Raw genomic sequence first — 24,811 nt, forward strand, 5'->3', positions numbered from 1 at the left:
GCGACAAATCGCAGACGTTCCTCCATCACCGAAGTCTCTCTCCACGGCATCAACACCTCCCGCAAAAAGCGAAAAGTGTTACCCATGTCTCCGGTACGAAACGTCACCTATCTCTCAGGTCGGGCACCCCTTTTGCTGAAATTGCTCGCTTTTTGCCGTGGGACCGCATTCGGATTTGAGATGCGGGCAGCCGCGTACAGCCATGCGGCCGCGTCGGTGTCGAGTTCGTCACGCGGTGCAATTCGAGCCATGGTCCACACTCCCGACGGCCATCTCTTGCTGATTTGCCGGTGCCGAGCGGCACCGGGCAGCGACGTCAGATATCGAACGAGTGGGCCATCCGCACCGGGACCTCGCGGCATTTCTGCAGGGCATTGAGAAGATTTTCGGCGAGATAGTCGATCAGCGCCCGGGTTGCCGGCAGCATGCCCTGGCGGGATGGGAAGACGAGATGCACGACGACGTCGTTCGAGGTCCACTCTGGTAGTACCGGCACCAAGACGCCGGCACGGAAGGCGCGTTCGCAGATATGGTCCGGCAGCAGCGCCACGCCCATGCCCTCGATCGCGGCACGTTCGAGAATGATGAAGTCGCTGCAGCCGATGATCGGGCGGTGGGTGATCTCCGTCGTGTTTCCGTCGGCCGAGATGAGTCGCCAGACATCGGTCGGGTGCTGTTCGTTCATCGACAGCGTCGCCTGCTGGCTGAGATTGTCAATCGTGATCTCGCCCGCGCGGGCAAGGAACGTCGGGCTGGCGGCGAGCCGCTCGCGCACTTCGCCGAACTTGCGGATGATCAGCTGATTGTCGGTATCGAGCTGGCCGCGGGCGCGAAGCGCCACGTCGACCCGTTCCTCGATGAGGTCAATGCGCCGGTTGGTGGCGGTGATCAGCAGCCGGACGCCGGGATAGCGCCGGTGAAACGCCGGAAGGATATCGGCGAGCATGGGCGTGAACCCGAGCGGGCAGGCGAGCCTGACGGTGCCGGAGGGCTCGGCCCGAACGGCTGCGATTTCGGCTTCGGCGGCAGCAACGCCGTCAAGCAACCCCTGGCAATGTTCGTAGAACACGCGGCCGATGTCGGTGACGCGCAACTTGCGGGTCGAGCGCTCGAGAAGGCGCACACCGAGCTGCTCCTCCAGGCGGGCTACATGTTTGCTGAGTTTGGATTTGGGTATATTGAGGTCGCGTGCGGCAGCGCTGAAGCCGTTGTTTCGCACCACGGCGGCAAAAAGCCCGAGGTCGTTTAGATCCTGCATTGTCCTGTCTCCGAAGTGCGGATGCTCGGCGTGATTGTTTCCGTCTGGAAACAGTATGTCAAATATCCGCTGGCTTATCGGGTGATTGTTTTCCCCTCATATGTGGATCACCGCAACGCAAACACAAAGGTGTTCCCATGAATGTTCTTCATATCGACTCCGGTATCCTCGGTGATCACTCGGTTTCCCGCCGCCTGACGGCCGCCCTCGCTGCTCAGGTCAAGGCTGACCGCCCGGATGCAACGGTGACCTATCGTGACCTCGCCGCCAGCTCGCTCCCGCACCTGACCGGCGCCCAGATCATGGCTCCCGCAGATCTCGCCAGCGTGGACGCCGACCTTGCCGCCGACGTCAAGCTTGGCCGCGACATGCTCGAAGAATTCCTAGCTGCCGACACGATCATCATCGGCGCGCCGATGTACAACTTCGGTATTCCGAGCCAGCTCAAGGCCTGGATCGACCGCATCGCCGTCTCCGGCAAGACCTTCCGTTACACCGAAAATGGTCCGGAAGGCCTCGCCAAGGGTAAGAAGATCATCGTCGCCTCGACCCGCGGCGGTCATTATTCCGCCGGTCCGGCTGCCGTGATGGACCATCAGGAATCCTACCTGAAGACGGTCTTCGGTTTCCTGGGCGTCACCGATGTCGAGTTCGTCCGCGCCGAGGGCCTGAACCTCAGCGCCGACTCCAAGCAGTTCGCGATCGCCGAGGCCGAAAAGACCATTGCCGCAGGCAATGTGCTTCGCCTGGCGAGCTAAAACAAAAATGAATTCAGCGGATCACGGCGGTGATCCGGTGGAGGGGCCTTGGCCCTGCTTGCGGACGGTGCCGGTTGCAGATGCAGCCGGCATTGTCCGTTTTCGTCTATCATCATTTGCTTTATATTGCCTTCATGACGAACGGGCGGACGATCCTTTGGGGCATGACCGCTACGGTGGCTCTTTTGCTCGCCGCCGAAGCTGCCCTTGCCGCGCCGCCGGATCATGGCTGCACCTGCCGCAACCGCGACGGTTCAAAATATGAACTTGGGCAGATTGCCTGCGTCCGTGTCGACGGAAACGCCTATCTCGCGCGCTGCGAGATGAACCTCAATGTCACCACCTGGAAGAAGTTGCGCGACGGCTGTCCGACGGCCGGGATGAGCACGCCTCCGGACTCTACGCGGCAATCGGTCAGTTTCTGACGAGGAGCAGCGGTTTGCCGCCTTCGTTCCGGTCTTTCTCGAATCCGGAAGCTGTGGCCGTGAAAGCGAGCGAACTGCCGCCGTCTCCGAGCAGGGTGATGCCAAGGCCGTTTGCTGTCCAGCTCCGCAGTTTCAGTTTTCTGACAGCGCCTTCGCAAGGTTCCTCCGCGGACAGCCCCAGATTACCGTCACTGTCGGCCGTCCCCTTGAAGCTCACTCGGCAGACGGCGGCTCCGTCCGGACGTTTCATCTGCCACGCGCCTTTCATATTGGCCGGCGCCGGCAGATGCGAGATGCCGTCCACCGCAGGTACGAGCGCCAGCCGAGGCCCATTCTCGCCGTTCGTCTGGAGAGGGGATCCCTCACTCTCTTCAAAGCGGGCATGAACCTTTCGCAAGACGTCGATCAGCAACAGGCCACCGCTTCCGTCGAAATTCCAGGCGGCGACGTCGGCAAGGATTGGCAGGCTCTTGGCGCAGCCCTCGGCTCCGGCAACGGCGTAGCCGCCGATCGCCTCGTCGGCGGTGAGTGTGAGCTTGCATCCGTCCGTGCCATCGAGCGGCGCGACCAGATAATCGCCCTTCTGCGCCGCGATGATGGCGGGATCGATGTCGCCGGCCGCGGAGGCGGCGTGTGGACCGAGGCAGAGCGCACTCAAAACCAGCAGCCGAAACAGCGGTACGCGTGATGCCAGTGCGATGATCATGAAAGCTCTCCGATCCCAACGACGCGGAGATTTCCACAGGCCCAATATCGCGTCAATGCGCGGCCTTCGGTGTCGCTGTGCTAAGCCTTGGGCAATGCGACCGCCCGCGCGGTTGTCGCGATGGGGCGGTCGGTCTGGAGATCTCAGCGGCCCAGGAATTGGCGCGCAGCATACATGGCGATCGCCGCCGCGTTCGATACGTTCAGCGATTTGATCGCACCGGGCATGTCGAGCCGGGCAAGGTCCGTCACGATCGAACGGGTCTTCTGCCGCAGCCCCTTGCCCTCGGAACCGAGAACCAGTGCGATCTTCTTACCGCTGAATGTTTCCTCAAGCGGCTGCGGCCCTTCCGAATCGAGGCCGATCGTCTGGAAGCCCAGCCGATGCAGTTCTTCTATGGCATCCGCGAGATTGGTGATCTGGATATAGGGAATCATCTCCAGCGCGCCCGAGGCGGATTTGGCGAGCACGCCCGATTCGGTCGGGCTATGGCGCATGGTGGTGATCAGCGCGCCGGCGTCGAAGGCGACGGCGGAGCGCATGATGGCACCGACATTGTGCGGGTCGGTCACCTGGTCAAGCACGAGAATCAGCGGGCAGTCGCGAAGCGCTTCTAGCTTGCGATGCGGCAAGGGGCGTGTTTCGAGCATGACGCCCTGGTGGATCGCATCAGGGCCGAGGATCTTGTCGAGATCCTGCGGCGTCACGGTCTCGACCGGGAAGGGCAGGGCCGACAGTTCGCCGAATTCCAGCCGGGCAGCAGCGTTCTGGGTAACGCTGAGGCGAACGATCTGGCGCGCCGGATTGTCGAGGGCGGCGCGAACCGTGTGCAAGCCGTAAAGCAGGACCTGTTCCGGCGCGAGTTGCGGCGGCTTCCAGTCGGCCGGCGTCTTGCGGCGCTTCTCCTGTTTCGGCGTTGGGATTTCGCCTCGCTCCCGCTTGGCGTCGCGGTGGGCGCGTCTGAGGTTGGCGTAATGGGTGTCCTTGGCGCTCTTGTCGCCGGTGCGATCTTTGCTCATGGGCGTCTTATAGAGGGGTTGCAGGCGGGGCGAAATGATTTTCCGTGAGCGGTCCGGAATTGTCGCTGTGGAGAAATTCAGAAATTTTCCATTGAGCCGTGTTGACAGGACGAAAGAGGGCGGTCATATACCCGGCCACAGATCGAGAGCGGCAACGACAAGTCGCTGGTTGTCTCGCGATCTCAATTGCTTGGTCGAAAGATCCCGACAGAATAATGGAGGGATGCCCGAGTGGTTAAAGGGGACGGACTGTAAATCCGTTGGCTCAGCCTACGTTGGTTCAAATCCAACTCCCTCCACCATTCTGCTTCTGGATCGAAGGCCCGCGGGTATAGCTCAATGGTAGAGCAGCAGCCTTCCAAGCTGAATACGCGGGTTCGATTCCCGCTACCCGCTCCAGCAGCGAATCCTCTCCACTCTTCCAATTAAATCGATGCCTCAGTGCTTCGTGATAAGCCATTGTTTATCTTGTTTGGCTGGCGATCCGTGATTCGCGGATGCCCGGTCTTGCGTCGGCGCTTCACCGTTCTTACATTTTGTCGGGAAAAGGCCGTCGGCGACCGGTCCGGGCGTACGCAATTAAGTCTTGCGCAAATCCCCTGAAACCCTTAAACGGCTCCACAAACCGGCCCTGCCGGCTGATCATTCATACTTGACCACAGGAAACGTACCCATGGCAAAGAGCAAATTTGAGCGCAACAAGCCGCACGTTAACATTGGCACGATTGGCCACGTTGACCATGGCAAGACGTCGCTGACGGCAGCGATCACGAAGTACTTCGGCGAGTTCAAGGCGTATGACCAGATCGACGCCGCTCCGGAAGAAAAGGCCCGTGGTATCACGATTTCGACGGCGCACGTTGAGTATGAGACGCCGAACCGTCACTACGCTCACGTTGACTGCCCCGGCCACGCCGACTACGTCAAGAACATGATCACCGGTGCGGCGCAGATGGACGGCGCGATCCTGGTCTGCTCGGCCGCTGACGGCCCGATGCCGCAGACCCGCGAGCACATCCTGCTCGCCCGCCAGGTCGGCGTTCCGGCGATCGTCGTGTTCCTGAACAAGGTCGACCAGGTTGACGACGCCGAGCTTCTCGAGCTCGTCGAGCTGGAAGTTCGCGAACTTCTGTCGTCCTACGAATTCCCGGGCGACGACATTCCGATCATCAAGGGCTCGGCGCTTGCTGCTCTGGAAGATTCGGACAAGAAGATCGGCGAAGACGCGATCCGCGAGCTGATGGCAGCGGTTGACGCCTACATCCCGACGCCCGAGCGTCCGATCGACCAGCCGTTCCTGATGCCGATCGAAGACGTGTTCTCGATCTCGGGCCGTGGTACGGTTGTGACCGGTCGCGTTGAGCGCGGCATCGTCAAGGTCGGCGAAGAAATCGAAATCGTCGGCATCCGTCCGACGACGAAGACGACCTGCACGGGCGTTGAAATGTTCCGCAAGCTGCTCGACCAGGGCCAGGCTGGCGACAACATCGGTGCACTGCTGCGCGGTGTCGACCGCAACGGCGTCGAGCGTGGCCAGATCCTGTGCAAGCCGGGTTCGGTCAAGCCGCACAAGAAGTTCAAGGCTGAAGCCTACATCCTGACGAAGGAAGAAGGCGGCCGTCATACGCCGTTCTTCACGAACTACCGTCCGCAGTTCTACTTCCGCACGACGGACGTGACGGGCATCGTGACGCTGCCGGAAGGCACGGAAATGGTCATGCCGGGCGACAACGTCACGGTTGACGTCGAGCTGATCGTTCCGATCGCGATGGAAGAAAAGCTGCGCTTCGCGATCCGCGAAGGCGGCCGTACCGTCGGCGCAGGCATCGTTGCCTCCATCGTCGAGTAATCTGCTGATTAAAAGTCAGTAGGAAGGCCCCGCCGGTGACGGCGGGGCCTTTTTCGTTAGGGGGACGCGAGCACCGCTTCGATGAAGGCACGCTTGCCGCCGGTGTAGAATTCCCAATCGTCATTGGCTTCTTCTGCAAGCCGCTTTTTCAATGTCTCATATTGCGAGGCATGGTCCGGCCTTTCACGCAGCCGATCCCGGAAGAGAAGGCGGGCTGCGTGGGCGGCGTTGCCGCTTGTGCAGAGATAAAGCCGCGTGCCGCAGGGGCGCGTGTCGGCGGTGAACGTCCAGAGGCCGCTTGCATGCGGGTCGCCGTGAAAAGTGTAGCCGGCGCTGCGAAGGCGGGCGCTTAGCTCCGGCAGCATCCTTTGATCCGAGACGACCGCATCGATATCGATCTTCGGCTTCGCCGCCAGTCCCGGTACTGCCGTGCTGCCGATGTGGTGGATCTCGCTGACAAAAGGGCAGAGCAGGGTGGTTACAGCCATGGCTCGTTCTTCGAAGAGCGATGGCCAGCAGGGATCGTATTCGACCAACGTGATGCGCGGCATTTGATTCGGCTCCGGCCAATTGCCGGCAGGGTAGCGGCTCCTTTGGCTTTGCGCCTGTGGAAAATTCCGACTGGCTCGGCAATAGCTTGCGCCCCTTCTTCGAGCCTATAGGCGGCAGGGTAGGGACCGGATACGTTCCGATGAGGATTTTTTTGCTTCTTCGGTGAAAGACGCTTGTCATCCTCCGGCAAACTGAATATGAAGCCGCTGACTTGAGGCGGCGACGCGTTGTTAGACGAAGGCGCCGCTGAATAGGGGTATAGCTCAGTTGGTAGAGCGGCGGTCTCCAAAACCGCAGGTCGGGGGTTCGAGCCCCTCTGCCCCTGCCATTCTCCTCGCGCTTGCATAAAGGTTGAGGGTTCGGCAGAGTAAGTTTAAGGGCCGGTTATCCGGCTGACGAAATTCACAGAAAAGACTGATTGGCTCTTGTGGTTTTCAGAATCGGTCTTTATGTAGGGTCCAAACAGACACGCGGTGCGTGGGGCTGAATCATCGGCTTTACGCGCCGTAATGGCGTGAGCATTACATGGCATCCAAAACGAATCCGGTAACGTTTCTGCAGCAGGTTCGCTCTGAGACGTCGAAAGTGACTTGGCCCTCTCGGCGCGAGACGATGATCTCGACGCTGATGGTTTTTGTCATGGTCTTTTTTGCCGCTGCCTTCTTCTTTGCTGCGGACCAGTTGATGGGATGGCTGATCGGCCTCGTCCTCAACGTTGGCGCTTGATTGGGTGGAGGGTAGCATGGCTGCGCGCTGGTATATTGTTCACGCCTATTCGAACTTCGAAAAGAAGGTCGCTGAATCGATCGAGGAAAAGGCCAAGCAGAAGGGTCTCGAGCATCTGTTCGAGAAGATTCTCGTGCCGACCGAGAAAGTTGTCGAGGTGCGTCGTGGCCGCAAGGTCGACGCCGAGCGCAAGTTCTTCCCGGGCTACGTTCTGGTTCGCGCCAACCTGACGGATGAGGCGTTCCACCTTATCAAGAACACGCCGAAGGTGACGGGTTTCCTCGGTACCGACAGCAAGCCGGTTCCGATTCCGGATCATGAGGCCGAGCGCATTCTCGGTCAGGTCCAGGACGGCGTCGAGCGTCCGAAGCCGTCTGTTTCGTTCGAGATCGGCGAGCAGGTTCGCGTCTCCGACGGACCGTTCGCCTCGTTCAATGGTGTCGTTCAGGATGTCGACGAAGAGCGTTCGCGCCTCAAGGTCGAGGTATCGATCTTCGGTCGCGCGACTCCGGTCGAGCTGGAATACGGTCAGGTCGAGAAGGTCTGAGAAGATCTCAAGAGATAGGGCGGGTTACGACCCGTTCTGGCGGAGAAGTCCGCATGCGCGTGGAAGGAAGCCGGCCTTAGCCGGGTCGGATGTTCCGCACCACGCAACCGCAGCCGTCGATCCCCGTGATCGGCAAAAGCCGGGAAACCGGCGCAATCGATCCTTGGAGCGATCCGTCGCGAGAGGATCTTAGAAAAGGCAGAGAGAAATGGCTAAGAAAGTTGCAGGCCAGCTCAAGCTGCAGGTGAAGGCTGGGTCGGCCAATCCGTCCCCGCCGATCGGTCCTGCGCTCGGTCAGCGTGGCATTAACATCATGGAATTCTGCAAGGCGTTCAACGCCGCCACGCAGGAAATGGAAAAGGGTATGCCGATCCCGGTCGTCATCACCTATTACCAGGACAAGTCCTTCACCTTCGTCATGAAGCAGCCGCCGGTCAGCTACTTCCTGAAGAAGGAAGCGAAGATCCAGTCCGGCTCGAAGACCCCGGGTAAGGGCGCTTCGGCTGGCAAGCTCACCAAGGCTCAGATCAAGTCGATCGCAGAAGCCAAGATGAAGGATCTCAACGCTGCCGATATCGAAGGCGCAATGGCTATGGTCGAGGGCTCTGCCCGCGCTATGGGCCTGGAAGTGGTAGGCTAAGACCATGGCGAAGATTGCAAAGCGTGTACAGAAGTCCCGCGAGGGCATCGATCCGGCGAAGATCTACGGCCTCACTGAAGCCGTATCGCTGGTCAAGGAACGTGCGACCGCCAAGTTCGACGAGACCATCGAAGTCGCGATGAACCTCGGCGTTGACCCGCGCCATGCCGACCAGATGGTTCGTGGCGTTGTCAACCTGCCGAACGGCACCGGCCGCTCGGTTCGCGTCGCTGTTTTTGCCCGTGGCGCCAAGGCTGACGAAGCCAAGGCTGCCGGTGCTGACGTTGTCGGCGCGGAAGAACTCGTTGAAATCGTCCAGGGCGGCAAGATCGATTTCGATCGCTGCATCGCCACCCCGGACATGATGCCGCTCGTCGGTCGTCTCGGTAAGGTTCTCGGCCCGCGTGGCATGATGCCGAACCCGAAGGTCGGCACGGTTACGATGGACGTTGCTGGTGCCGTCAAGGCATCCAAGGGCGGCGCTGTCGAGTTCCGCGTCGAGAAGGCTGGTATCGTTCACGCCGGCGTTGGCAAGGCATCCTTCGATGCCAAGGCGCTGGAAGAAAACATCCGCGCTTTCGCTGACGCCGTGATCAAGGCGAAGCCGACCGGCGCTAAGGGCAACTACGTCAAGCGCGTCGCGATTTCGTCGACCATGGGCCCAGGCCTCAAGATCGACCCGGCCACGCTCAGCGTCGCCTAATTGTTTTCGGGCTTCGGCCCGAGCAAGAATTTCCGGCCCTCTTGGGGCCGGAAATCCGGATTTCGATCCGGAACTCCTGTCCGAGATTGCGGGTGGTTTTACCTTAATCACTTCGGCCTGCATGAGACGGGTAAGATCTGAATTTCGCCATGACGCCGGAGGCGTCGAAATTCGGTTCGAGCCTCGCTTGCCTTGTGTCAGACCCGGCTTTCCGGGAACGCCAAGGGACAGGATCCTCAAGCGTTACTTGGGATCTTCTTTGATGATCCCTGGTGACAAAGGCAAACCCGGCAGGGGCTGCAGTTCATGCAACCCTGTCAACTGGAGACAGACAGTGGAAAGAGCGGAAAAACGCGAATTCGTCACGGAGCTGAACGAAGTCTTCAAGGCTTCCGGTTCGGTTGTCGTGGCCCACTATGCTGGTGTCACAGTTGCGCAGATGAACGACTTCCGTTCGAAGATGCGCGCTGCTGGCGGCACCGTCAAAGTCGCGAAAAACCGCCTGGCCAAGATCGCTCTTCAGGGCACCGAGTCGGAAGGGATGACCAATCTCTTCAAGGGTCAGACGCTGATCGCATACAGCGAAGACCCGATCACGGCTCCTAAGGTCGTCATGGATTTCGCCAAGACCAACGACAAGCTCGTTGTTCTCGGTGGCGCCATGGGCACAACCACGCTCAACGCCGAAGCAGTCAAGTCGCTCGCGACCCTGCCTTCGCTCGACGAGCTGCGCGCAAAGCTGCTGGGCCTTCTCAATGCCCCGGCAACCCGCGTCGCAACGGTTGTTGCAGCACCGGCAAGCCAGCTTGCTCGCGTGTTCTCGGCCTATGCCAAGAAGGACGAAGCCGCCTAAGGCGGATTTTCGCTGTTGTATTTAAAACCAGTTCGAACCGAACAAAAGGAAAAGTAAAATGGCTGATCTCGCAAAGATCGTTGAAGACCTGTCCTCGCTGACCGTCCTGGAAGCTGCTGAGCTTTCCAAGCTGCTCGAAGAAAAGTGGGGCGTTTCGGCCGCTGCTCCGGTAGCTGTTGCTGCTGCTGGCGGCGCTGCCGGCGGTGCTGCCGCTGCTGCTGAAGAAGAAAAGACCGAGTTCGACGTTATCCTCGTTGACGCTGGCGCCAACAAGATCAACGTCATCAAGGAAGTTCGCGCTATCACCGGTCTCGGCCTCAAGGAAGCCAAGGACCTGGTCGAAGGCGCTCCGAAGCCGGTCAAGGAAGCTGTTTCCAAGGCGGAAGCTGCTGACCTCAAGAAGAAGCTCGAAGAAGCTGGCGCCAAGGTTGACGTCAAGTAATTCGGCTACATGCAAGGGGAGGTGGCCTTTTCGGGCCGCCTCTCTTTGACCGTTTTTGGAACATATTACCCAAAAGCCTGTCGAAAAACGGCTTTTGGGTAATGGGTTCTTCAAGAGGATGGTCTCGAACGAAAGGCAGCACAGCAATCCGCGCTGAGCGTTTTTCGTTAGCTGGACGAGATTGGACAACTCATTGATTGACGGGGTCGACTGGCCATCGGTTCCCGTCCGTTGCAGGCCCGGATGCAAGATTGACAAGGAGCGACGATGGCTCAGACCCTTTCGTTTAACGGTCGCAGGCGCGTACGCAAGTTTTTTGGTAAAATTCCAGAAGTCGCAGAAATGCCGAACCTCATTGAGGTTCAGAAGGCGTCCTACGACCAGTTTCTGATGGTTGAAGAGCCCAAGGGCGGTCGCCCTGACGAAGGGCTCCAAGCTGTTTTCAAGTCCGTTTTCCCGATCAAGGATTTCTCGGGCGCATCGATGCTGGAGTTCGTGTCCTACGAATTCGAGCCGCCGAAGTTCGACGTCGAAGAATGCCGTCAGCGCGATCTGACCTACGCAGCGCCGCTCAAGGTGACGCTGCGTCTCATCGTGTTCGATATTGACGAGGATACCGGCGCGAAGTCGATCAAGGACATCAAGGAACAGAACGTCTACATGGGCGACATGCCGCTCATGACCGACAACGGTACCTTCATCGTCAACGGTACCGAGCGCGTTATCGTTTCGCAGATGCACCGTTCGCCGGGCGTCTTCTTCGACCACGACAAGGGCAAGAGCCATTCGTCGGGCAAGCTGCTCTTCGCAGCCCGCGTCATTCCTTACCGTGGCTCCTGGCTCGACATCGAGTTCGACGCCAAGGACATCGTGCATGCCCGTATCGACCGCCGCCGCAAGATTCCGGTGACGTCGCTGCTGATGGCGCTCGGCATGGACGGCGAGGAAATCCTCGACACCTTCTACACGAAGTCGCTCTACCAGCGCGACGGCGAAGGCTGGCGCGTGCCGTTCCAGCCGGATGCGCTCAAGGGCCAGAAGGCCATCACCGACATGATCGACGCCGACACCGGCGAAGTCGTTGTCGAGGCCGGCAAGAAGCTGACCCCGCGTCTGCTCCGCCAGTTGCAGGAAAAGGGCTTGAAGGCGCTCAAGGCGACCGACGATGATCTCTACGGCAATTACCTTGCCGAAGACGTCGTCAACTTCGCCACCGGTGAGATCTACCTCGAAGCCGGCGACGAGATCGACGAGAAGACCCTTCCGGTCATCCTCTCGGCTGGTTTCGACGAGATCCCGGTTCTCGACATCGACCATATCAATGTCGGTGCCTACATCCGCAACACGCTCGCGGCCGACAAGAACGAGAACCGTCAGGACGCCCTGTTCGATATCTATCGCGTGATGCGTCCGGGTGAACCGCCGACCATGGATTCCGCCGAAGCCATGTTCAACACGCTGTTCTTCGATGCCGAGCGCTACGACCTTTCGGCCGTCGGTCGCGTCAAGATGAACATGCGCCTCGACCTCGAAGTCGCCGACACCGTACGCATCCTGCGCAAGGAAGACATCCTGGCGGTCGTCAAGATGCTCGTCGAGCTGCGCGACGGCAAGGGCGAGATCGACGACATCGACAACCTCGGCAACCGCCGTGTTCGTTCGGTCGGCGAGCTCATGGAGAACCAGTACCGTCTCGGCCTGCTCCGCATGGAGCGCGCGATCAAGGAACGCATGTCCTCGATCGAAATCGACACGGTCATGCCGCAGGATCTGATCAACGCGAAGCCGGCCGCTGCTGCCGTTCGCGAATTCTTCGGCTCCTCGCAGCTGTCGCAGTTCATGGACCAGGTGAACCCGCTTTCGGAAATCACCCACAAGCGCCGTCTCTCGGCACTTGGCCCGGGTGGTCTGACCCGCGAGCGCGCCGGCTTCGAAGTCCGCGACGTTCACCCGACCCACTACGGCCGTATTTGCCCGATCGAAACGCCGGAAGGCCCGAACATCGGTCTGATCAACTCGCTCGCAACCTTCGCCCGCGTCAACAAGTACGGCTTCATCGAAAGCCCGTACCGCAAGATCGTCGACGGCAAGGTGACGAACGACGTCGTCTACCTCTCGGCGATGGAAGAAGCGAAGTATCACGTGGCGCAGGCCAACTCGCCGCTGAACGAGGACAACTCCTTCTCCGAAGAGTTTGTTGTTTGCCGTCACTCCGGCGAAGTTATGCTGGCGCCGCGCGACAACATCAACCTGATGGACGTTTCGCCGAAGCAGCTCGTTTCGGTCGCGGCCGCGCTCATCCCGTTCCTCGAGAACGACGACGCCAACCGCGCACTGATGGGCTCGAACATGCAGCGTCAGGCCGTGCCGCTGCTGCGTGCCGAAGCACCGTTCGTTGGAACCGGAATGGAACCGGTCGTCGCCCGTGACTCCGGCGCTGCGATCGCAGCCCGTCGTGGCGGCGTCGTCGATCAGGTCGACGCGACCCGTATCGTTATCCGCGCCACCGAAGACCTCGATCCGTCGAAGTCGGGCGTCGATATCTATCGTCTGCAGAAGTTCCAGCGTTCGAACCAGAACACCTGCGTCAACCAGCGCCCGCTGGTCACCGTCGGCGACGTTCTGAACAAGGGCGACATCATCGCTGACGGTCCGTCGACCGACCTCGGTGACCTGGCTCTCGGCCGCAACGCGCTCGTCGCGTTCATGCCGTGGAACGGCTACAACTACGAAGACTCGATCCTGCTCTCCGAGCGGATCGTGCGCGACGACGTGTTTACCTCCATCCACATCGAAGAATTCGAAGTGATGGCGCGTGACACCAAGCTCGGTCCGGAAGAAATCACCCGCGACATTCCGAACGTTTCGGAAGAAGCGCTGCGCAACCTCGACGAAGCCGGTATCGTATATATCGGTGCTGAGGTTCAGCCGGGTGACATCCTCGTCGGCAAGATCACGCCGAAGGGCGAAAGCCCGATGACGCCGGAAGAAAAGCTTCTGCGCGCCATCTTCGGTGAAAAGGCCTCCGACGTCCGCGACACCTCGATGCGCATGCCTCCCGGCACCTTCGGTACCGTCGTCGAAGTTCGCGTCTTCAACCGCCACGGCGTTGAGAAGGACGAGCGCGCGATGGCGATCGAGCGCGAGGAAATCGAACGCCTCGCCAAGGACCGCGACGACGAACAGGCGATCCTTGATCGCAACGTCTACGCACGTCTCGTCGACATGCTGCGTGGCCACACGGCGGTTGCCGGCCCGAAGGGCTTCAAGAAGGGCACCGAGCTTTCGAACCTCGTCGTCAGCGAATATCCCCGCTCGCAGTGGTGGATGTTCGCCGTCGAAGACGAAAAGGCTCAGGGCGAGATCGAAGCTCTGCGCGCCCAGTACGACGAATCCAAGTCGCGCCTCGAACAGCGCTTCATGGACAAGGTCGAGAAGGTCCAGCGCGGCGACGAAATGCCTCCGGGCGTCATGAAGATGGTCAAGGTCTTCGTCGCTGTTAAGCGCAAGATCCAGCCGGGCGACAAGATGGCCGGCCGTCACGGCAACAAGGGTGTCGTGTCGCGTATCGTGCCGATCGAAGACATGCCGTTCCTGGAAGACGGCACGCATGTCGACGTCGTTCTGAACCCGCTCGGCGTTCCCTCGCGCATGAACGTCGGCCAGATCCTCGAAACCCATCTCGGCTGGGCTTGCGCCGGCATGGGCAAGAAGATCGGCGCGATGCTCGATGCCTACCACGAGAGTGGCGACATCAAGCCGCTGCGCGCGACCATCGACGATGTCATCGGATCCGGTCCGAAGGGTGAGCCGATCAAGCAGTACGACGACGAGTCGATCGTCCGCCTGGCCGAGCAGACCCGCCGCGGCGTGTCGATCGCGACCCCGGTCTTCGACGGTGCAGTCGAAGCCGACGTCAACGAGATGCTGGCCAAGGCCGGCCTCAAGGTGACCGGTCAGTCGACGCTCTACGACGGCCGTACCGGCGATCAGTTCGACCGCCAGGTGACCGTGGGCTACATCTACATGCTGAAGCTCAACCACCTGGTCGACGACAAGATCCACGCCCGTTCGATCGGTCCGTACTCGCTCGTCACCCAGCAGCCGCTGGGCGGTAAGGCGCAGTTCGGCGGTCAGCGTTTCGGGGAAATGGAGGTCTGGGCGCTGGAAGCTTACGGCGCGGCCTACACCCTGCAGGAAATGCTGACGGTCAAGTCGGACGACGTCGCCGGCCGTACCAAGGTCTACGAAGCGATCGTCCGCGGCGACGACACCTTCGAAGCGGGCATTCCGGAGAGCTTCAACGTTCTCGTCAAGGAAATGCGCTCGCTGGGCCTTTCGGTCGAGCTCGAAAACTCGAAGGTCGACGACATTGGCGCGGCACAATTGCCGGACGCAGCCGAGTAAAGAGACCCAAGGTGCGTGCCGCGACGCGGCGCGCACCGTTTCCGCCTGGAGACGCTGACGTCTTCGGCAGGAACAGAGCCGCAGCCAATGCGGTTTTAGCTGTTTAAGGGGCAGGGGCCGGCGCCCGGGATTTGTCGGCACCCTCGCCAAGCTCAGGGCGTAAAGCCCGTAAAGGAGACAGGCATGAACCAAGAGGTCATGAATCTTTTCAATCCGCAGGTGCCTGCACAGACCTTCGATTCCATCCGGATTTCGATCGCGTCGCCGGAGAAGATTCTTTCCTGGTCTTACGGTGAGATCAAGAAACCGGAGACGATCAACTACCGCACGTTCAAGCCGGAACGCGACGGTCTGTTCTGCGCGCGCATCTTTGGCCCGATCAAGGACTACGAGTGCCTGTGCGGCAAGTACAAGCGCATGAAGTACAAGGGCATCATCTGCGAAAAGTGCGGCGTCGAAGTCACGCTGTCGCGCGTTCGCCGTGAGCGCATGGGCCATATCGAGCTCGCCGCTCCGGTTGCCCACATCTGGTTCCTGAAGTCGCTGCCGAGCCGCATCGCAACGCTGCTCGACATGACGCTGAAGGATGTCGAGCGCGTTCTCTACTTCGAAAACTACATCGTCACCGAGCCGGGTCTGACGTCGCTGAAGGAAAACCAGCTCCTCAGCGAAGAAGACTACATGCTCGCCGTCGACGAATTCGGCGAAGACCAGTTCACCGCCATGATCGGCGCTGAAGCGATCTATGAAATGCTCGCTTCGATGAACCTGGAAAAGATCGCTGGCGACCTGCGCGCCGAGCTCGCTGAGACGACCTCGGATCTGAAGCAGAAGAAGCTGATGAAGCGCCTGAAGATCGTCGAGAACTTCATGGAGTCGGGCAACCGTCCGGAGTGGATGATCCTCAAGGTCGTTCCGGTGATCCCGCCGGACCTGCGTCCGCTCGTTCCGCTCGACGGCGGCCGCTTCGCAACGTCGGACCTGAACGATCTCTATCGCCGCGTCATCAACCGTAACAACCGTCTGAAGCGCCTGATCGAACTGCGCGCTCCGGGCATCATCATCCGCAACGAAAAGCGCATGCTGCAGGAATCTGTCGATGCGCTGTTCGACAACGGCCGTCGCGGCCGCGTGATCACCGGCGCCAACAAGCGTCCGCTGAAGTCGCTGTCCGACATGCTGAAGGGCAAGCAGGGCCGCTTCCGTCAGAACCTGCTCGGCAAGCGCGTCGACTATTCCGGCCGCTCGGTCATCGTGACCGGTCCGGAACTGAAGCTGCACCAGTGCGGTCTTCCGAAGAAGATGGCGCTTGAGCTGTTCAAGCCGTTCATCTATGCGCGCCTTGACGCCAAGGGCTTCTCCTCGACCGTCAAGCAGGCCAAGAAGCTCGTTGAAAAGGAAAAGCCGGAAGTCTGGGATATCCTCGACGAGGTCATCCGCGAGCATCCGGTTCTCCTGAACCGCGCGCCGACGCTGCACCGCCTGGGCATCCAGGCCTTCGAACCGACCCTGGTCGAAGGCAAGGCGATCCAGTTGCATCCGCTCGTCTGCACGGCGTTCAACGCCGACTTCGACGGTGACCAGATGGCCGTTCACGTGCCGCTGTCGCTCGAAGCCCAGCTCGAAGCCCGCGTGCTGATGATGTCGACGAACAACATTCTGCACCCGGCAAACGGCGCGCCGATCATCGTTCCGTCGCAGGACATGGTTCTCGGCCTCTACTACTTGTCGATCCTGAACCAGAACGAGCCGGGCGAAGGCATGGCGTTCTCGGACATGGGCGAGCTGCATCACGCGCTCGAAACCAAGGCCGTGACCCTGCATGCCAAGATCCGTGGCCGCTTCAAGACCGTCGATGCCGAGGGCAACCCGGTTTCGAAGATCTATGAAACCACGCCTGGCCGCATGATCATTGGTGAACTGCTGCCGCGCAACGTCAACGTGCCGTTCGACATCTGCAACCAGGAAATGACCAAGAAGAACATCTCCAAGATGATCGACGCGGTCTACCGTCATTGCGGCCAGAAAGACACGGTCATCTTCTGCGACCGCATCATGCAGCTCGGCTTTGCCCATGCCTGCCGCGCCGGCATTTCGTTCGGCAAGGACGACATGGTCATCCCGGACACCAAGGTGAAGATCGTCGGTGACACTGAAGCGCTCGTGAAGGAATACGAGCAGCAGTACAACGATGGTCTCATCACCCAGGGCGAAAAGTACAACAAGGTTGTCGATGCCTGGGGTAAGGCGACCGAAAAGGTCGCCGACGAGATGATGGCCCGCATTAAAGCGGTGGAATTCGACGAAAACGGCCGTCAGAAGCCGATGAACTCGATCTACATGATGTCGCACTCCGGCGCCCGTGGTTCTCCGAACCAGATGCGTCAGCTGGGCGGCATGCGCGGCCTGATGGCCAAGCCGTCGGGTGAAATCATCGAGACGCCGATCATCTCGAACTTCAAGGAAGGTCTCACCGTTAACGAGTACTTCAACTCGACCCACGGTGCCCGTAAGGGTCTGGCCGACACCGCCTTGAAGACCGCGAACTCCGGTTACCTGACCCGCCGTCTTGTCGACGTCGCGCAGGATTGCATCGTCAACTCCGTCGATTGCGGCACCGAAAACGGTCTCACCATGACGGCGATCGTCGATGCCGGTCAGGTCGTGGCTTCGCTCGGCGCTCGTATTCTTGGCCGTACGGCTCTGGACGACATCGATCACCCGGTCACCGGCGCTCGCATTGTCGATGCTGGCCGGATGATCCTCGAGGCCGACGTCATCGAGATCGAGAAGGCTGGTATCCAGTCGATCCGTATCCGTTCGGCGCTGACCTGCGAAATCCAGACGGGCGTTTGCGGCGTCTGCTACGGCCGCGATCTGGCTCGTGGTACGCCGGTCAACATGGGCGAAGCGGTTGGCGTCATCGCTGCACAGTCGATCGGGGAGCCGGGCACCCAGCTCACCATGCGTACCTTCCACCTTGGTGGTACGGCGACCGTGGTCGACCAATCGTTCCTGGAAGCGTCCTACGAAGGTACGGTCCAGATCAAGAACCGCAACATGCTGCGCAACTCGGACGGCGTTCTCGTCGCGATGGGTCGTAACATGGCGGTCCAGATCCTGGACGAGCGTGGCGTCGAGCGTTCTTCGCAGCGCGTTGCCTATGGCTCGAAGATCCTCGTCGACGATGGCGACAAGGTGAAGCGCGGTCAGCGTCTCGCCGAGTGGGACCCCTACACCCGCCCGATGATGACGGAAGTGGAAGGTACCGTTCATTTCGAAGACGTCGTCGACGGCATCTCGGTGCTTGAAGCGACCGACGAATCCACCGGCATCACCAAGCGTCAGGTTATTGACTGGCGTTCGACCCCGCGTGGTACGGACCTCAAGCCGGCTATCGTCATCAAGGACAAGAGCGGCGCAGTTGCCAAGCTGTCGCGTGGCGGCGAAGCCCGCTTCCTGCTCTCGGTTGACGCGATCCTCTCGGTCGAGCCGGGCCAGAAGGTGAGCCAGGGTGACGTTCTCGCCCGTTCGCCGCTCGAAAGCGCCAAGACCAAGGACATCACCGGTGGTCTGCCGCGCGTTGCCGAACTGTTCGAAGCCCGTCGTCCGAAGGACCACGCCATCATCGCAGAGATCGATGGTACGATCCGCTTCGGCCGCGACTACAAGAACAAGCGCCGCGTTCTGATCGAGCCGGCGGAAGACGGTGTCGAGCCGGTCGAATATCTGATCCCGAAGGGCAAGCCCTTCCATCTTCAGGATGGCGACTACATCGAAAAGGGCGATTACATCCTCGACGGCAACCCGGCGCCGCACGACATTCTGGCGATCAAGGGCGTGGAAGCACTCGCTTCCTACCTGGTCAACGAAATCCAGGAAGTCTACCGACTGCAGGGCGTTGTCATCAACGACAAGCACATCGAGGTCATCGTTCGTCAGATGCTGCAGAAGGTTGAAATCACCGACGCCGGTGACTCGACCTACATCGTCGGTGACAATGTCGACCGGATCGAACTCGAAGACGTCAACGACGCGCTGATTGCCGAAGGCAAGAAGCCGGCCTATGGCGACCCGGTTCTGCTTGGTATCACCAAGGCCTCGCTACAGACGCCGTCCTTCATCTCGGCCGCGTCGTTCCAGGAAACCACCAAGGTCCTGACCGAAGCCGCGATTGCCGGCAAGACGGACGGCCTGCAGGGTCTGAAGGAAAACGTCATTGTTGGTCGCCTGATCCCGGCCGGTACCGGTGGCACGATGACCCAGATTCGCCGCATCGCAACCGCGCGCGACGAAATGATCCTGGAAGAACGTCGTCGTGGCACGGGTGCCGAGACCGCAACGCCGATGCTTGCCGATCTCGCCAACGAGAACGCAGCCGCCGAATAAGCGGGGAGGGCGGGTTTCCGCCCCCTGTCCAGACAACGAAGAAGCCGCCGAGATCGCTCTCGGCGGCTTCTTCTTTTGGGGAGGTGCGGCCCGCGCGCAAGCGGCGAGGGCGCAGGTTGCTCGCTCGCAAGGCTCAACTGAAGCGGATGATCGCCACTTCGCCTTCGAGTGCGCCTTGGTAGGCGGAGGCGTGAGGTTCCTCGCTCGGCACCTCGGTCAGTGTGCCGATCTGGTCCAGATCAGCCTCGAGAAAACCCTCTTCGGCAAGGGCGTTCAGTGCCTCGCGAACGGCGGTATCGTCGTCGGGCGCCTTGAGCATCACGTGAATGTCCACGCCGTCTTCGTCGCCGTCGGTCTCATAGGCCTTGCCGATGATGATGAATACCATCGGTTCGTCCGGGGCATTGTCGTTGTCTGGGGTGACGGCCATTTTGTTTCCTTTCGTTTGGCTGGCGCGACCTTAGCGCCCTTTTCTGTCCAGCGCGATGGAAATGCAGCGCTCCTGGAGCGCTTCTGCGGTGCCCGACTCGAAGACCGTGGAAAACCCCCACAAAGTGGTTGCCGATTCCTTAACCCTGTCGGACACTCCGCCTGTTGAAGGGCCAAAGAGGCGAGCGCCGGGTCGAAACCATGTGCAAAAGCCTTGTTTTGCAGGCGTATCGGGCCTGCGGGCGATGGAATATTTCTTAATTGCCCTTGACTGTTGGCCTTGAAATCAGTACACCCCGCCGCATCGGAGCCCATGTGAGGCTGGCTGGTTCGGAACGTCGCGTTCTGGAGTTCGCCTCAAACAAGGTTCGAAACGCACGCCGACGACTACAATGCTGCACGCAAGACGCGCGAGATAGTGCGTCCTCTGCTTTATTTGGGGCCATCTGCGGAAAGGCGGATCGGCCCCTGTTTTGCGCATTTCATGAGGCGTTCGACACTGCCGGCGACGGCAACGATCCGCCCGCAAGGGTAACGTGATAAGATTTTGCAAGGGATGGGTATATGCCTACCGTAAACCAGCTGATCCGCAAGCCGCGTCAGGCACAGGTAAAGCGCAATAAGGTTCCTGCTCTGCAGGAAAACCCGCAGAAGCGCGGCGTTTGCACCCGCGTTTATACGACGACCCCGAAGAAGCCGAACTCGGCTCTCCGTAAGGTTGCCAAGATTCGTCTGACGAACGGCTTCGAAGTCATCGGCTACATTCCGGGTGAAGGTCACAACCTTCAGGAACACTCGGTTGTTATGATCCGCGGCGGCCGCGTTAAGGACCTTCCGGGTGTTCGTTACCACATCATCCGTGGCGTTCTCGATACGCAGGGCGTTAAGAACCGCAAGCAGCGCCGTTCGAAGTACGGTGCGAAGCGTCCGAAGTAATTCGGTTTTGAAAATCCCGGCGCTGCGCGAGGTCCTCCGCGTGGTAAAGCGCTGAAACAGTTAAAGAGACGAGAAGTATGTCCCGACGTCACAGAGCAGAAAAGCGTGAGATCAACCCGGATCCGAAGTTCGGTGATCTGGTTGTCACGAAATTCATGAACGCAATCATGCTGCACGGCAAGAAGTCCGTAGCGGAAAGCATTGTTTACGGCGCGTTCGATGCGGTCCAGGTCAAGCTGAAGCAGGAGCCGATCACCGTATTCCATTCCGCGCTCGACAACATTGCGCCGCATGTTGAAGTGCGTTCGCGCCGCGTCGGTGGTGCTACTTACCAGGTTCCGGTCGACGTTCGTCCGGAGCGTCGCCAGGCCCTCGCCATCCGTTGGCTGATTGCGGCCGCACGCAAGCGTAACGAAACGACCATGGTTGATCGCCTCTGCGGCGAACTCATGGACGCAGCGAACAACCGTGGTAGCGCCGTGAAGAAGCGCGAAGACACGCACAAGATGGCTGATGCCAACCGTGCGTTCTCGCATTATCGCTGGTAATTCTGGCGCGAACGTCTCAAGAGGCAGTCCACTATGGCACGCGAATATAAAATCGAAGACTACCGTAACTTCGGTATCATGGCGCACATCGACGCCGGCAAGACCACGACGACCGAGCGCATTCTGTACTACACCGGCAAGTCCCACAAGATCGGCGAAGTCCACGACGGCGCCGCTACCATGGACTGGATGGAGCAGGAACAGGAACGCGGCATCACGATCACGTCCGCTGCTACGACGACCTTCTGGAAGGGTCGCGACGGCAAGACCCGCCGCTTCAACATCATCGACACCCCCGGCCACGTTGACTTCACCATCGAAGTCGAGCGTTCGCTGCGCGTTCTCGACGGCGCCATCGCGCTGCTCGACGCCAACGCCGGCGTTGAGCCGCAGACGGAAACCGTCTGGCGTCAGGCTGAGAAGTATCATGTTCCGCGCATGATCTTCTGCAACAAGATGGACAAGACCGGCGCCGACTTCTACCGCTCGGTCGAGATGATCAAGACCCGTCTCGGTGCGACCGCCGTCGTCATGCAGCTGCCGATCGGCGCTGAAAGCGACTTCAAGGGCGTCGTCGATCTGATCGAGATGAACGCTCTCGTCTGGCGCGATGAATCGCTCGGCGCCCAGTGGGACGTCGTCGAGATCCCGGACGACATGAAGGACAAGGCCGAAGAATATCGCGAAAAGCTGATCGAGACCGTTGTCGAGATCGACGAAGCCGCGATGGAAGCCTACCTCGAAGGCAACATGCCTTCGAATGACAAGATCCGCGAACTCGTTCGCCGCGGCACGATCGACGTGAAGTTCCACCCGATGTTCTGCGGTACCGCGTTCAAGAACAAGGGCGTTCAGCCGCTCCTCGACGCCGTCGTCGACTATCTGCCGTCGCCGGTCGACATTCCGGCCATCAAGGGCATCGACGTCAAGACCGAAGCTGAAATCGAGCGTCATGCTGACGACGCCGAGCCGCTCGCAATGCTCGCGTTCAAGATCATGAACGACCCCTTCGTCGGCTCGCTGACTTTCGCCCGCATCTACTCGGGCAAGCTCGAAAAGGGCTCGTCGGTCATGAACACGGTCAAGGACAAGCGCGAGCGCGTCGGCCGTATGCTGCAGATGCATTCGAACTCGCGTGAAGACATCGAAGAAGCCTTCGCAGGCGACATCGTTGCTCTCGCCGGCCTCAAGGAAACCACCACGGGTGACACGCTCTGCGATCCGCTGAAGCCGGTCGTTCTCGAGCGCATGGAATTCCCGGAACCGGTTATCCAGATCGCGATCGAGCCGAAGTCCAAGGGCGACCAGGAAAAGATGGGCCTCGCGCTCAACCGCCTGGCAGCCGAAGACCCGTCGTTCCGCGTCAAGACCGACCAGGAATCCGGCCAGACGATCATCGCCGGCATGGGCGAACTTCACCTCGACATCATCGTCGACCGCATGCGTCGCGAGTTCAAGGTTGAAGCCAACGTCGGTGCACCGCAGGTTGCTTACCGCGAAACCATCACCCGGCAGCACGAAGAAGACTACACGCACAAGAAGCAGTCCGGTGGTACCGGTCAGTTCGCGCGCGTCAAGCTCGTATTCGAACCGAACCCGGACGGCGAAGATTTCGTGTTCGAATCCAAGATCGTCGGTGGTGCTGTTCCGAAGGAATACATCCCGGGCGTTCAGAAGGGTATCGAAAGCGTTCTGTCCTCGGGTCCGCTTGCTGGCTTCCCGATGCTGGGCGTCAAGGCGACGCTCATCGACGGTGCCTTCCACGACGTCGACTCGTCGGTCCTGGCCTTCGAAATCGCTTCGCGTGCTTGCTTCCGTGAAGCAGCCAAGAAGGCTGGTGCACAGTTGCTTGAGCCGATGATGAAGGTGGAAGTCGTAACGCCGGAAGACTACGTCGGCGACGTTATCGGCGACCTGAACTCCCGCCGTGGCCAGATCCAGGGCCAGGAATCGCGTGGCGTTGCCGTTGTGATCAACGCAAACGTTCCGCTGGCGAACATGTTCAAGTACGTCGACAACCTGCGCTCCATGTCGCAGGGTCGTGCACAGTACACGATGACCTTCGATCACTACGCGCCGGTCCCGTCGAACGTCGCACAGGAAATCCAGGCAAAGTATTCCGGTCAGAAGTGACCGGAATACCGATACGCTGAAAGCAGATAGAAAGTTTTCCCCGAGAGGGGATAGAAAACGGAGAGCCGGAAATGGCAAAGAGCAAATTTGAGCGCAACAAGCCGCACGTTAACATTGGCACGATTGGCCACGTTGACCATGGCAAGACGTCGCTGACGGCAGCGATCACGAAGTACTTCGGCGAGTTCAAGGCGTATGACCAGATCGACGCCGCTCCGGAAGAAAAGGCCCGTGGTATCACGATTTCGACGGCGCACGTTGAGTATGAGACGCCGAACCGTCACTACGCTCACGTTGACTGCCCCGGCCACGCCGACTACGTCAAGAACATGATCACCGGTGCGGCGCAGATGGACGGCGCGATCCTGGTTTGCTCGGCCGCTGACGGCCCGATGCCGCAGACCCGCGAGCACATCCTGCTCGCCCGCCAGGTTGGCGTTCCGGCGATCGTCGTGTTCCTGAACAAGGTCGACCAGGTTGACGACGCCGAGCTTCTCGAGCTCGTCGAGCTGGAAGTTCGCGAACTTCTGTCGTCCTACGAATTCCCGGGCGACGACATTCCGATCATCAAGGGCTCGGCGCTTGCCGCTCTGGAAGATTCGGACAAGAAGATCGGCGAAGACGCGATCCGCGAGCTGATGGCAGCGGTTGACGCCTACATCCCGACGCCCGAGCGTCCGATCGACCAGCCGTTCCTGATGCCGATCGAAGACGTGTTCTCGATCTCGGGCCGTGGTACGGTTGTGACCGGTCGCGTTGAGCGCGGCATCGTCAAGGTCGGCGAAGAAATCGAAATCGTCGGCATCCGTCCGACGACGAAGACGACCTGCACGGGCGTTGAGATGTTCCGCAAGCTGCTCGACCAGGGCCAGGCTGGCGACAACATCGGTGCGCTGCTGCGCGGTGTCGACCGCAACGGCGTCGAGCGTGGCCAGATCCTGTGCAAGCCGGGTTCGGTCAAGCCGCACAAGAAGTTCAAGGCCGAAGCCTACATCCTGACGAAGGAAGAAGGCGGCCGTCATACGCCGTTCTTCACGAACTACCGTCCGCAGTTCTACTTCCGCACGACGGACGTGACGGGCATCGTGACGCTGCCGGAAGGCACGGAAATGGTCATGCCGGGCGACAACGTCACGGTTGACGTCGAGCTGATCGTTCCGATCGCGATGGAAGAAAAGCTGCGCTTCGCGATCCGCGAAGGCGGCCGTACCGTCGGCGCAGGCATCGTTGCCTCTATCGTCGAGTAATCGACGGGACTAAGGGCGGAAATGACGGAGGCGCAGGCTATGCGCCTCCGTCATAGCCGCCCCGAAAGATTTAGTTGGTCGCACGGCTTGCCGAAGACGACGAAATAGTGCAAATGGCGCCCACGCGTGATTTGCACGGTGCTTCGACGTTGTGCGCTCACAGAAGAACAGGCCGGCCACGGCCGCTCAAATAGGAAGGGGCAGGGGAAACCCTGTCCCTCCGATCTTTGAAAATTAGCGGACT

The 24,811-nt window shown here is 60.2% G+C and carries 20 protein-coding genes and 3 tRNA genes; 18 read left to right on the top strand and 5 right to left on the bottom strand.

Going from position 1 to position 24,811, the window contains the following annotated elements; all coding sequences use genetic code 11:
* Positions 1 to 316: 316 nt before the first annotated feature.
* On the bottom strand, positions 317 to 1,258 hold the full coding sequence (locus ACQ5BM_RS23540) for a LysR family transcriptional regulator (RefSeq protein ID WP_429816661.1): 942 nt from the start codon (positions 1,256 to 1,258) through the stop codon (positions 317 to 319).
* A gap of 137 nt (positions 1,259 to 1,395) precedes the next feature.
* On the opposite strand from ACQ5BM_RS23540, the gene ACQ5BM_RS23545 reads away from it, so the two are divergent.
* A complete protein-coding gene (locus ACQ5BM_RS23545) occupies positions 1,396 to 2,016 on the top strand; it encodes an FMN-dependent NADH-azoreductase (RefSeq protein WP_429816663.1) in 621 nt (206 codons plus the stop codon).
* Between the two features lie 164 nt (positions 2,017 to 2,180).
* Positions 2,181 to 2,441, top strand: coding sequence for a hypothetical protein (locus ACQ5BM_RS23550; RefSeq protein ID WP_429817194.1), 261 nt, complete (start codon positions 2,181 to 2,183; stop codon positions 2,439 to 2,441).
* On the opposite strand, the gene ACQ5BM_RS23555 is transcribed toward ACQ5BM_RS23550, so the two are convergent.
* Positions 2,431 to 3,147, bottom strand: coding sequence for an AprI/Inh family metalloprotease inhibitor (locus tag ACQ5BM_RS23555; protein WP_429816666.1), 717 nt, complete (start codon positions 3,145 to 3,147; stop codon positions 2,431 to 2,433). The two genes, ACQ5BM_RS23550 and ACQ5BM_RS23555, sit on opposite strands and share 11 nt — an antisense overlap.
* A gap of 143 nt (positions 3,148 to 3,290) precedes the next feature.
* Complete coding sequence (locus tag ACQ5BM_RS23560; RefSeq protein WP_429816668.1) at positions 3,291 to 4,166, bottom strand: TrmH family RNA methyltransferase; 876 nt, start codon at positions 4,164 to 4,166, stop codon at positions 3,291 to 3,293.
* A 217-nt stretch (positions 4,167 to 4,383) separates the two neighbouring features.
* Here ACQ5BM_RS23560 and ACQ5BM_RS23565 point away from each other — a divergent pair.
* The 3 genes from ACQ5BM_RS23565 (at position 4,384) to tuf (ACQ5BM_RS23575) (ending at position 6,015) form a co-directional block, all read left to right on the top strand.
* A tRNA-Tyr gene (locus ACQ5BM_RS23565) sits at positions 4,384 to 4,468 on the top strand.
* A 23-nt stretch (positions 4,469 to 4,491) separates the two neighbouring features.
* Positions 4,492 to 4,565: transfer RNA gene (locus ACQ5BM_RS23570), tRNA-Gly, on the top strand.
* Positions 4,566 to 4,839: 274 nt separating this feature from the next.
* Positions 4,840 to 6,015 (top strand): elongation factor Tu, encoded by a 1,176-nt coding sequence (gene tuf, locus ACQ5BM_RS23575; protein WP_336174473.1) that lies wholly within the window; start codon positions 4,840 to 4,842, stop codon positions 6,013 to 6,015.
* Between the two features lie 56 nt (positions 6,016 to 6,071).
* Here tuf (ACQ5BM_RS23575) and ACQ5BM_RS23580 read toward each other — a convergent pair whose 3' ends face one another.
* Positions 6,072 to 6,566 carry a GrpB family protein gene (locus ACQ5BM_RS23580; protein ID WP_429816671.1) on the bottom strand — a complete coding sequence of 165 codons (495 nt, stop codon included), beginning with the start codon at positions 6,564 to 6,566 and terminating at the stop codon, positions 6,072 to 6,074.
* A gap of 253 nt (positions 6,567 to 6,819) precedes the next feature.
* Here ACQ5BM_RS23580 and ACQ5BM_RS23585 point away from each other — a divergent pair.
* The 9 genes from ACQ5BM_RS23585 to rpoC all read left to right on the top strand — a co-directional run bounded on the left by ACQ5BM_RS23585 (position 6,820) and on the right by rpoC (position 19,274).
* Positions 6,820 to 6,895 (top strand) — tRNA-Trp (locus ACQ5BM_RS23585).
* Positions 6,896 to 7,092: 197 nt separating this feature from the next.
* Positions 7,093 to 7,293 (top strand): preprotein translocase subunit SecE, encoded by a 201-nt coding sequence (gene secE / locus ACQ5BM_RS23590; protein WP_173516242.1) that lies wholly within the window; start codon positions 7,093 to 7,095, stop codon positions 7,291 to 7,293.
* A 16-nt stretch (positions 7,294 to 7,309) separates the two neighbouring features.
* Complete coding sequence (gene nusG, locus ACQ5BM_RS23595; protein WP_034795476.1) at positions 7,310 to 7,840, top strand: transcription termination/antitermination protein NusG; 531 nt, start codon at positions 7,310 to 7,312, stop codon at positions 7,838 to 7,840.
* A gap of 208 nt (positions 7,841 to 8,048) precedes the next feature.
* Positions 8,049 to 8,480: a 50S ribosomal protein L11 gene (gene rplK / locus ACQ5BM_RS23600; protein ID WP_173516243.1), complete on the top strand. Its 432-nt coding sequence runs from the start codon at positions 8,049 to 8,051 to the stop codon at positions 8,478 to 8,480.
* Between the two features lie 4 nt (positions 8,481 to 8,484).
* Positions 8,485 to 9,183 carry a 50S ribosomal protein L1 gene (rplA, locus tag ACQ5BM_RS23605; RefSeq protein ID WP_247961097.1) on the top strand — a complete coding sequence of 233 codons (699 nt, stop codon included), beginning with the start codon at positions 8,485 to 8,487 and terminating at the stop codon, positions 9,181 to 9,183.
* A gap of 334 nt (positions 9,184 to 9,517) precedes the next feature.
* Positions 9,518 to 10,036 carry a 50S ribosomal protein L10 gene (gene rplJ / locus ACQ5BM_RS23610; protein WP_429816675.1) on the top strand — a complete coding sequence of 173 codons (519 nt, stop codon included), beginning with the start codon at positions 9,518 to 9,520 and terminating at the stop codon, positions 10,034 to 10,036.
* 58 nt (positions 10,037 to 10,094) lie between these two features.
* A complete protein-coding gene (rplL, locus tag ACQ5BM_RS23615) occupies positions 10,095 to 10,478 on the top strand; it encodes a 50S ribosomal protein L7/L12 (protein WP_429816677.1) in 384 nt (127 codons plus the stop codon).
* 267 nt (positions 10,479 to 10,745) lie between these two features.
* Positions 10,746 to 14,885, top strand: coding sequence for a DNA-directed RNA polymerase subunit beta (gene rpoB / locus ACQ5BM_RS23620; RefSeq protein WP_429816680.1), 4,140 nt, complete (start codon positions 10,746 to 10,748; stop codon positions 14,883 to 14,885).
* Between the two features lie 183 nt (positions 14,886 to 15,068).
* Complete coding sequence (gene rpoC / locus ACQ5BM_RS23625; RefSeq protein WP_429816681.1) at positions 15,069 to 19,274, top strand: DNA-directed RNA polymerase subunit beta'; 4,206 nt, start codon at positions 15,069 to 15,071, stop codon at positions 19,272 to 19,274.
* Positions 19,275 to 19,407: 133 nt separating this feature from the next.
* Here rpoC and ACQ5BM_RS23630 read toward each other — a convergent pair whose 3' ends face one another.
* On the bottom strand, positions 19,408 to 19,704 hold the full coding sequence (locus tag ACQ5BM_RS23630) for a transcriptional regulator (protein WP_247961098.1): 297 nt from the start codon (positions 19,702 to 19,704) through the stop codon (positions 19,408 to 19,410).
* Between the two features lie 563 nt (positions 19,705 to 20,267).
* On the opposite strand from ACQ5BM_RS23630, the gene rpsL reads away from it, so the two are divergent.
* From rpsL to tuf (ACQ5BM_RS23650), 4 genes are all read left to right on the top strand, one after another.
* A complete protein-coding gene (gene rpsL / locus ACQ5BM_RS23635; protein WP_003507760.1) occupies positions 20,268 to 20,639 on the top strand; it encodes a 30S ribosomal protein S12 in 372 nt (123 codons plus the stop codon).
* A 77-nt stretch (positions 20,640 to 20,716) separates the two neighbouring features.
* On the top strand, positions 20,717 to 21,187 hold the full coding sequence (gene rpsG, locus ACQ5BM_RS23640; RefSeq protein WP_113541264.1) for a 30S ribosomal protein S7: 471 nt from the start codon (positions 20,717 to 20,719) through the stop codon (positions 21,185 to 21,187).
* 33 nt (positions 21,188 to 21,220) lie between these two features.
* Entirely contained in the window at positions 21,221 to 23,320 is a 2,100-nt protein-coding gene (fusA, locus tag ACQ5BM_RS23645; RefSeq protein ID WP_429816684.1) for an elongation factor G, read from the top strand.
* 71 nt (positions 23,321 to 23,391) lie between these two features.
* A complete protein-coding gene (tuf, locus tag ACQ5BM_RS23650; protein WP_336174473.1) occupies positions 23,392 to 24,567 on the top strand; it encodes an elongation factor Tu in 1,176 nt (391 codons plus the stop codon).
* The last annotated feature ends 244 nt before the right edge of the window (positions 24,568 to 24,811 follow it).

Origin of the sequence: Ensifer sp. B1-9 (assembly GCF_050474445.1) — a bacterium.
Classification (GTDB): domain Bacteria; phylum Pseudomonadota; class Alphaproteobacteria; order Rhizobiales; family Rhizobiaceae; genus Ensifer.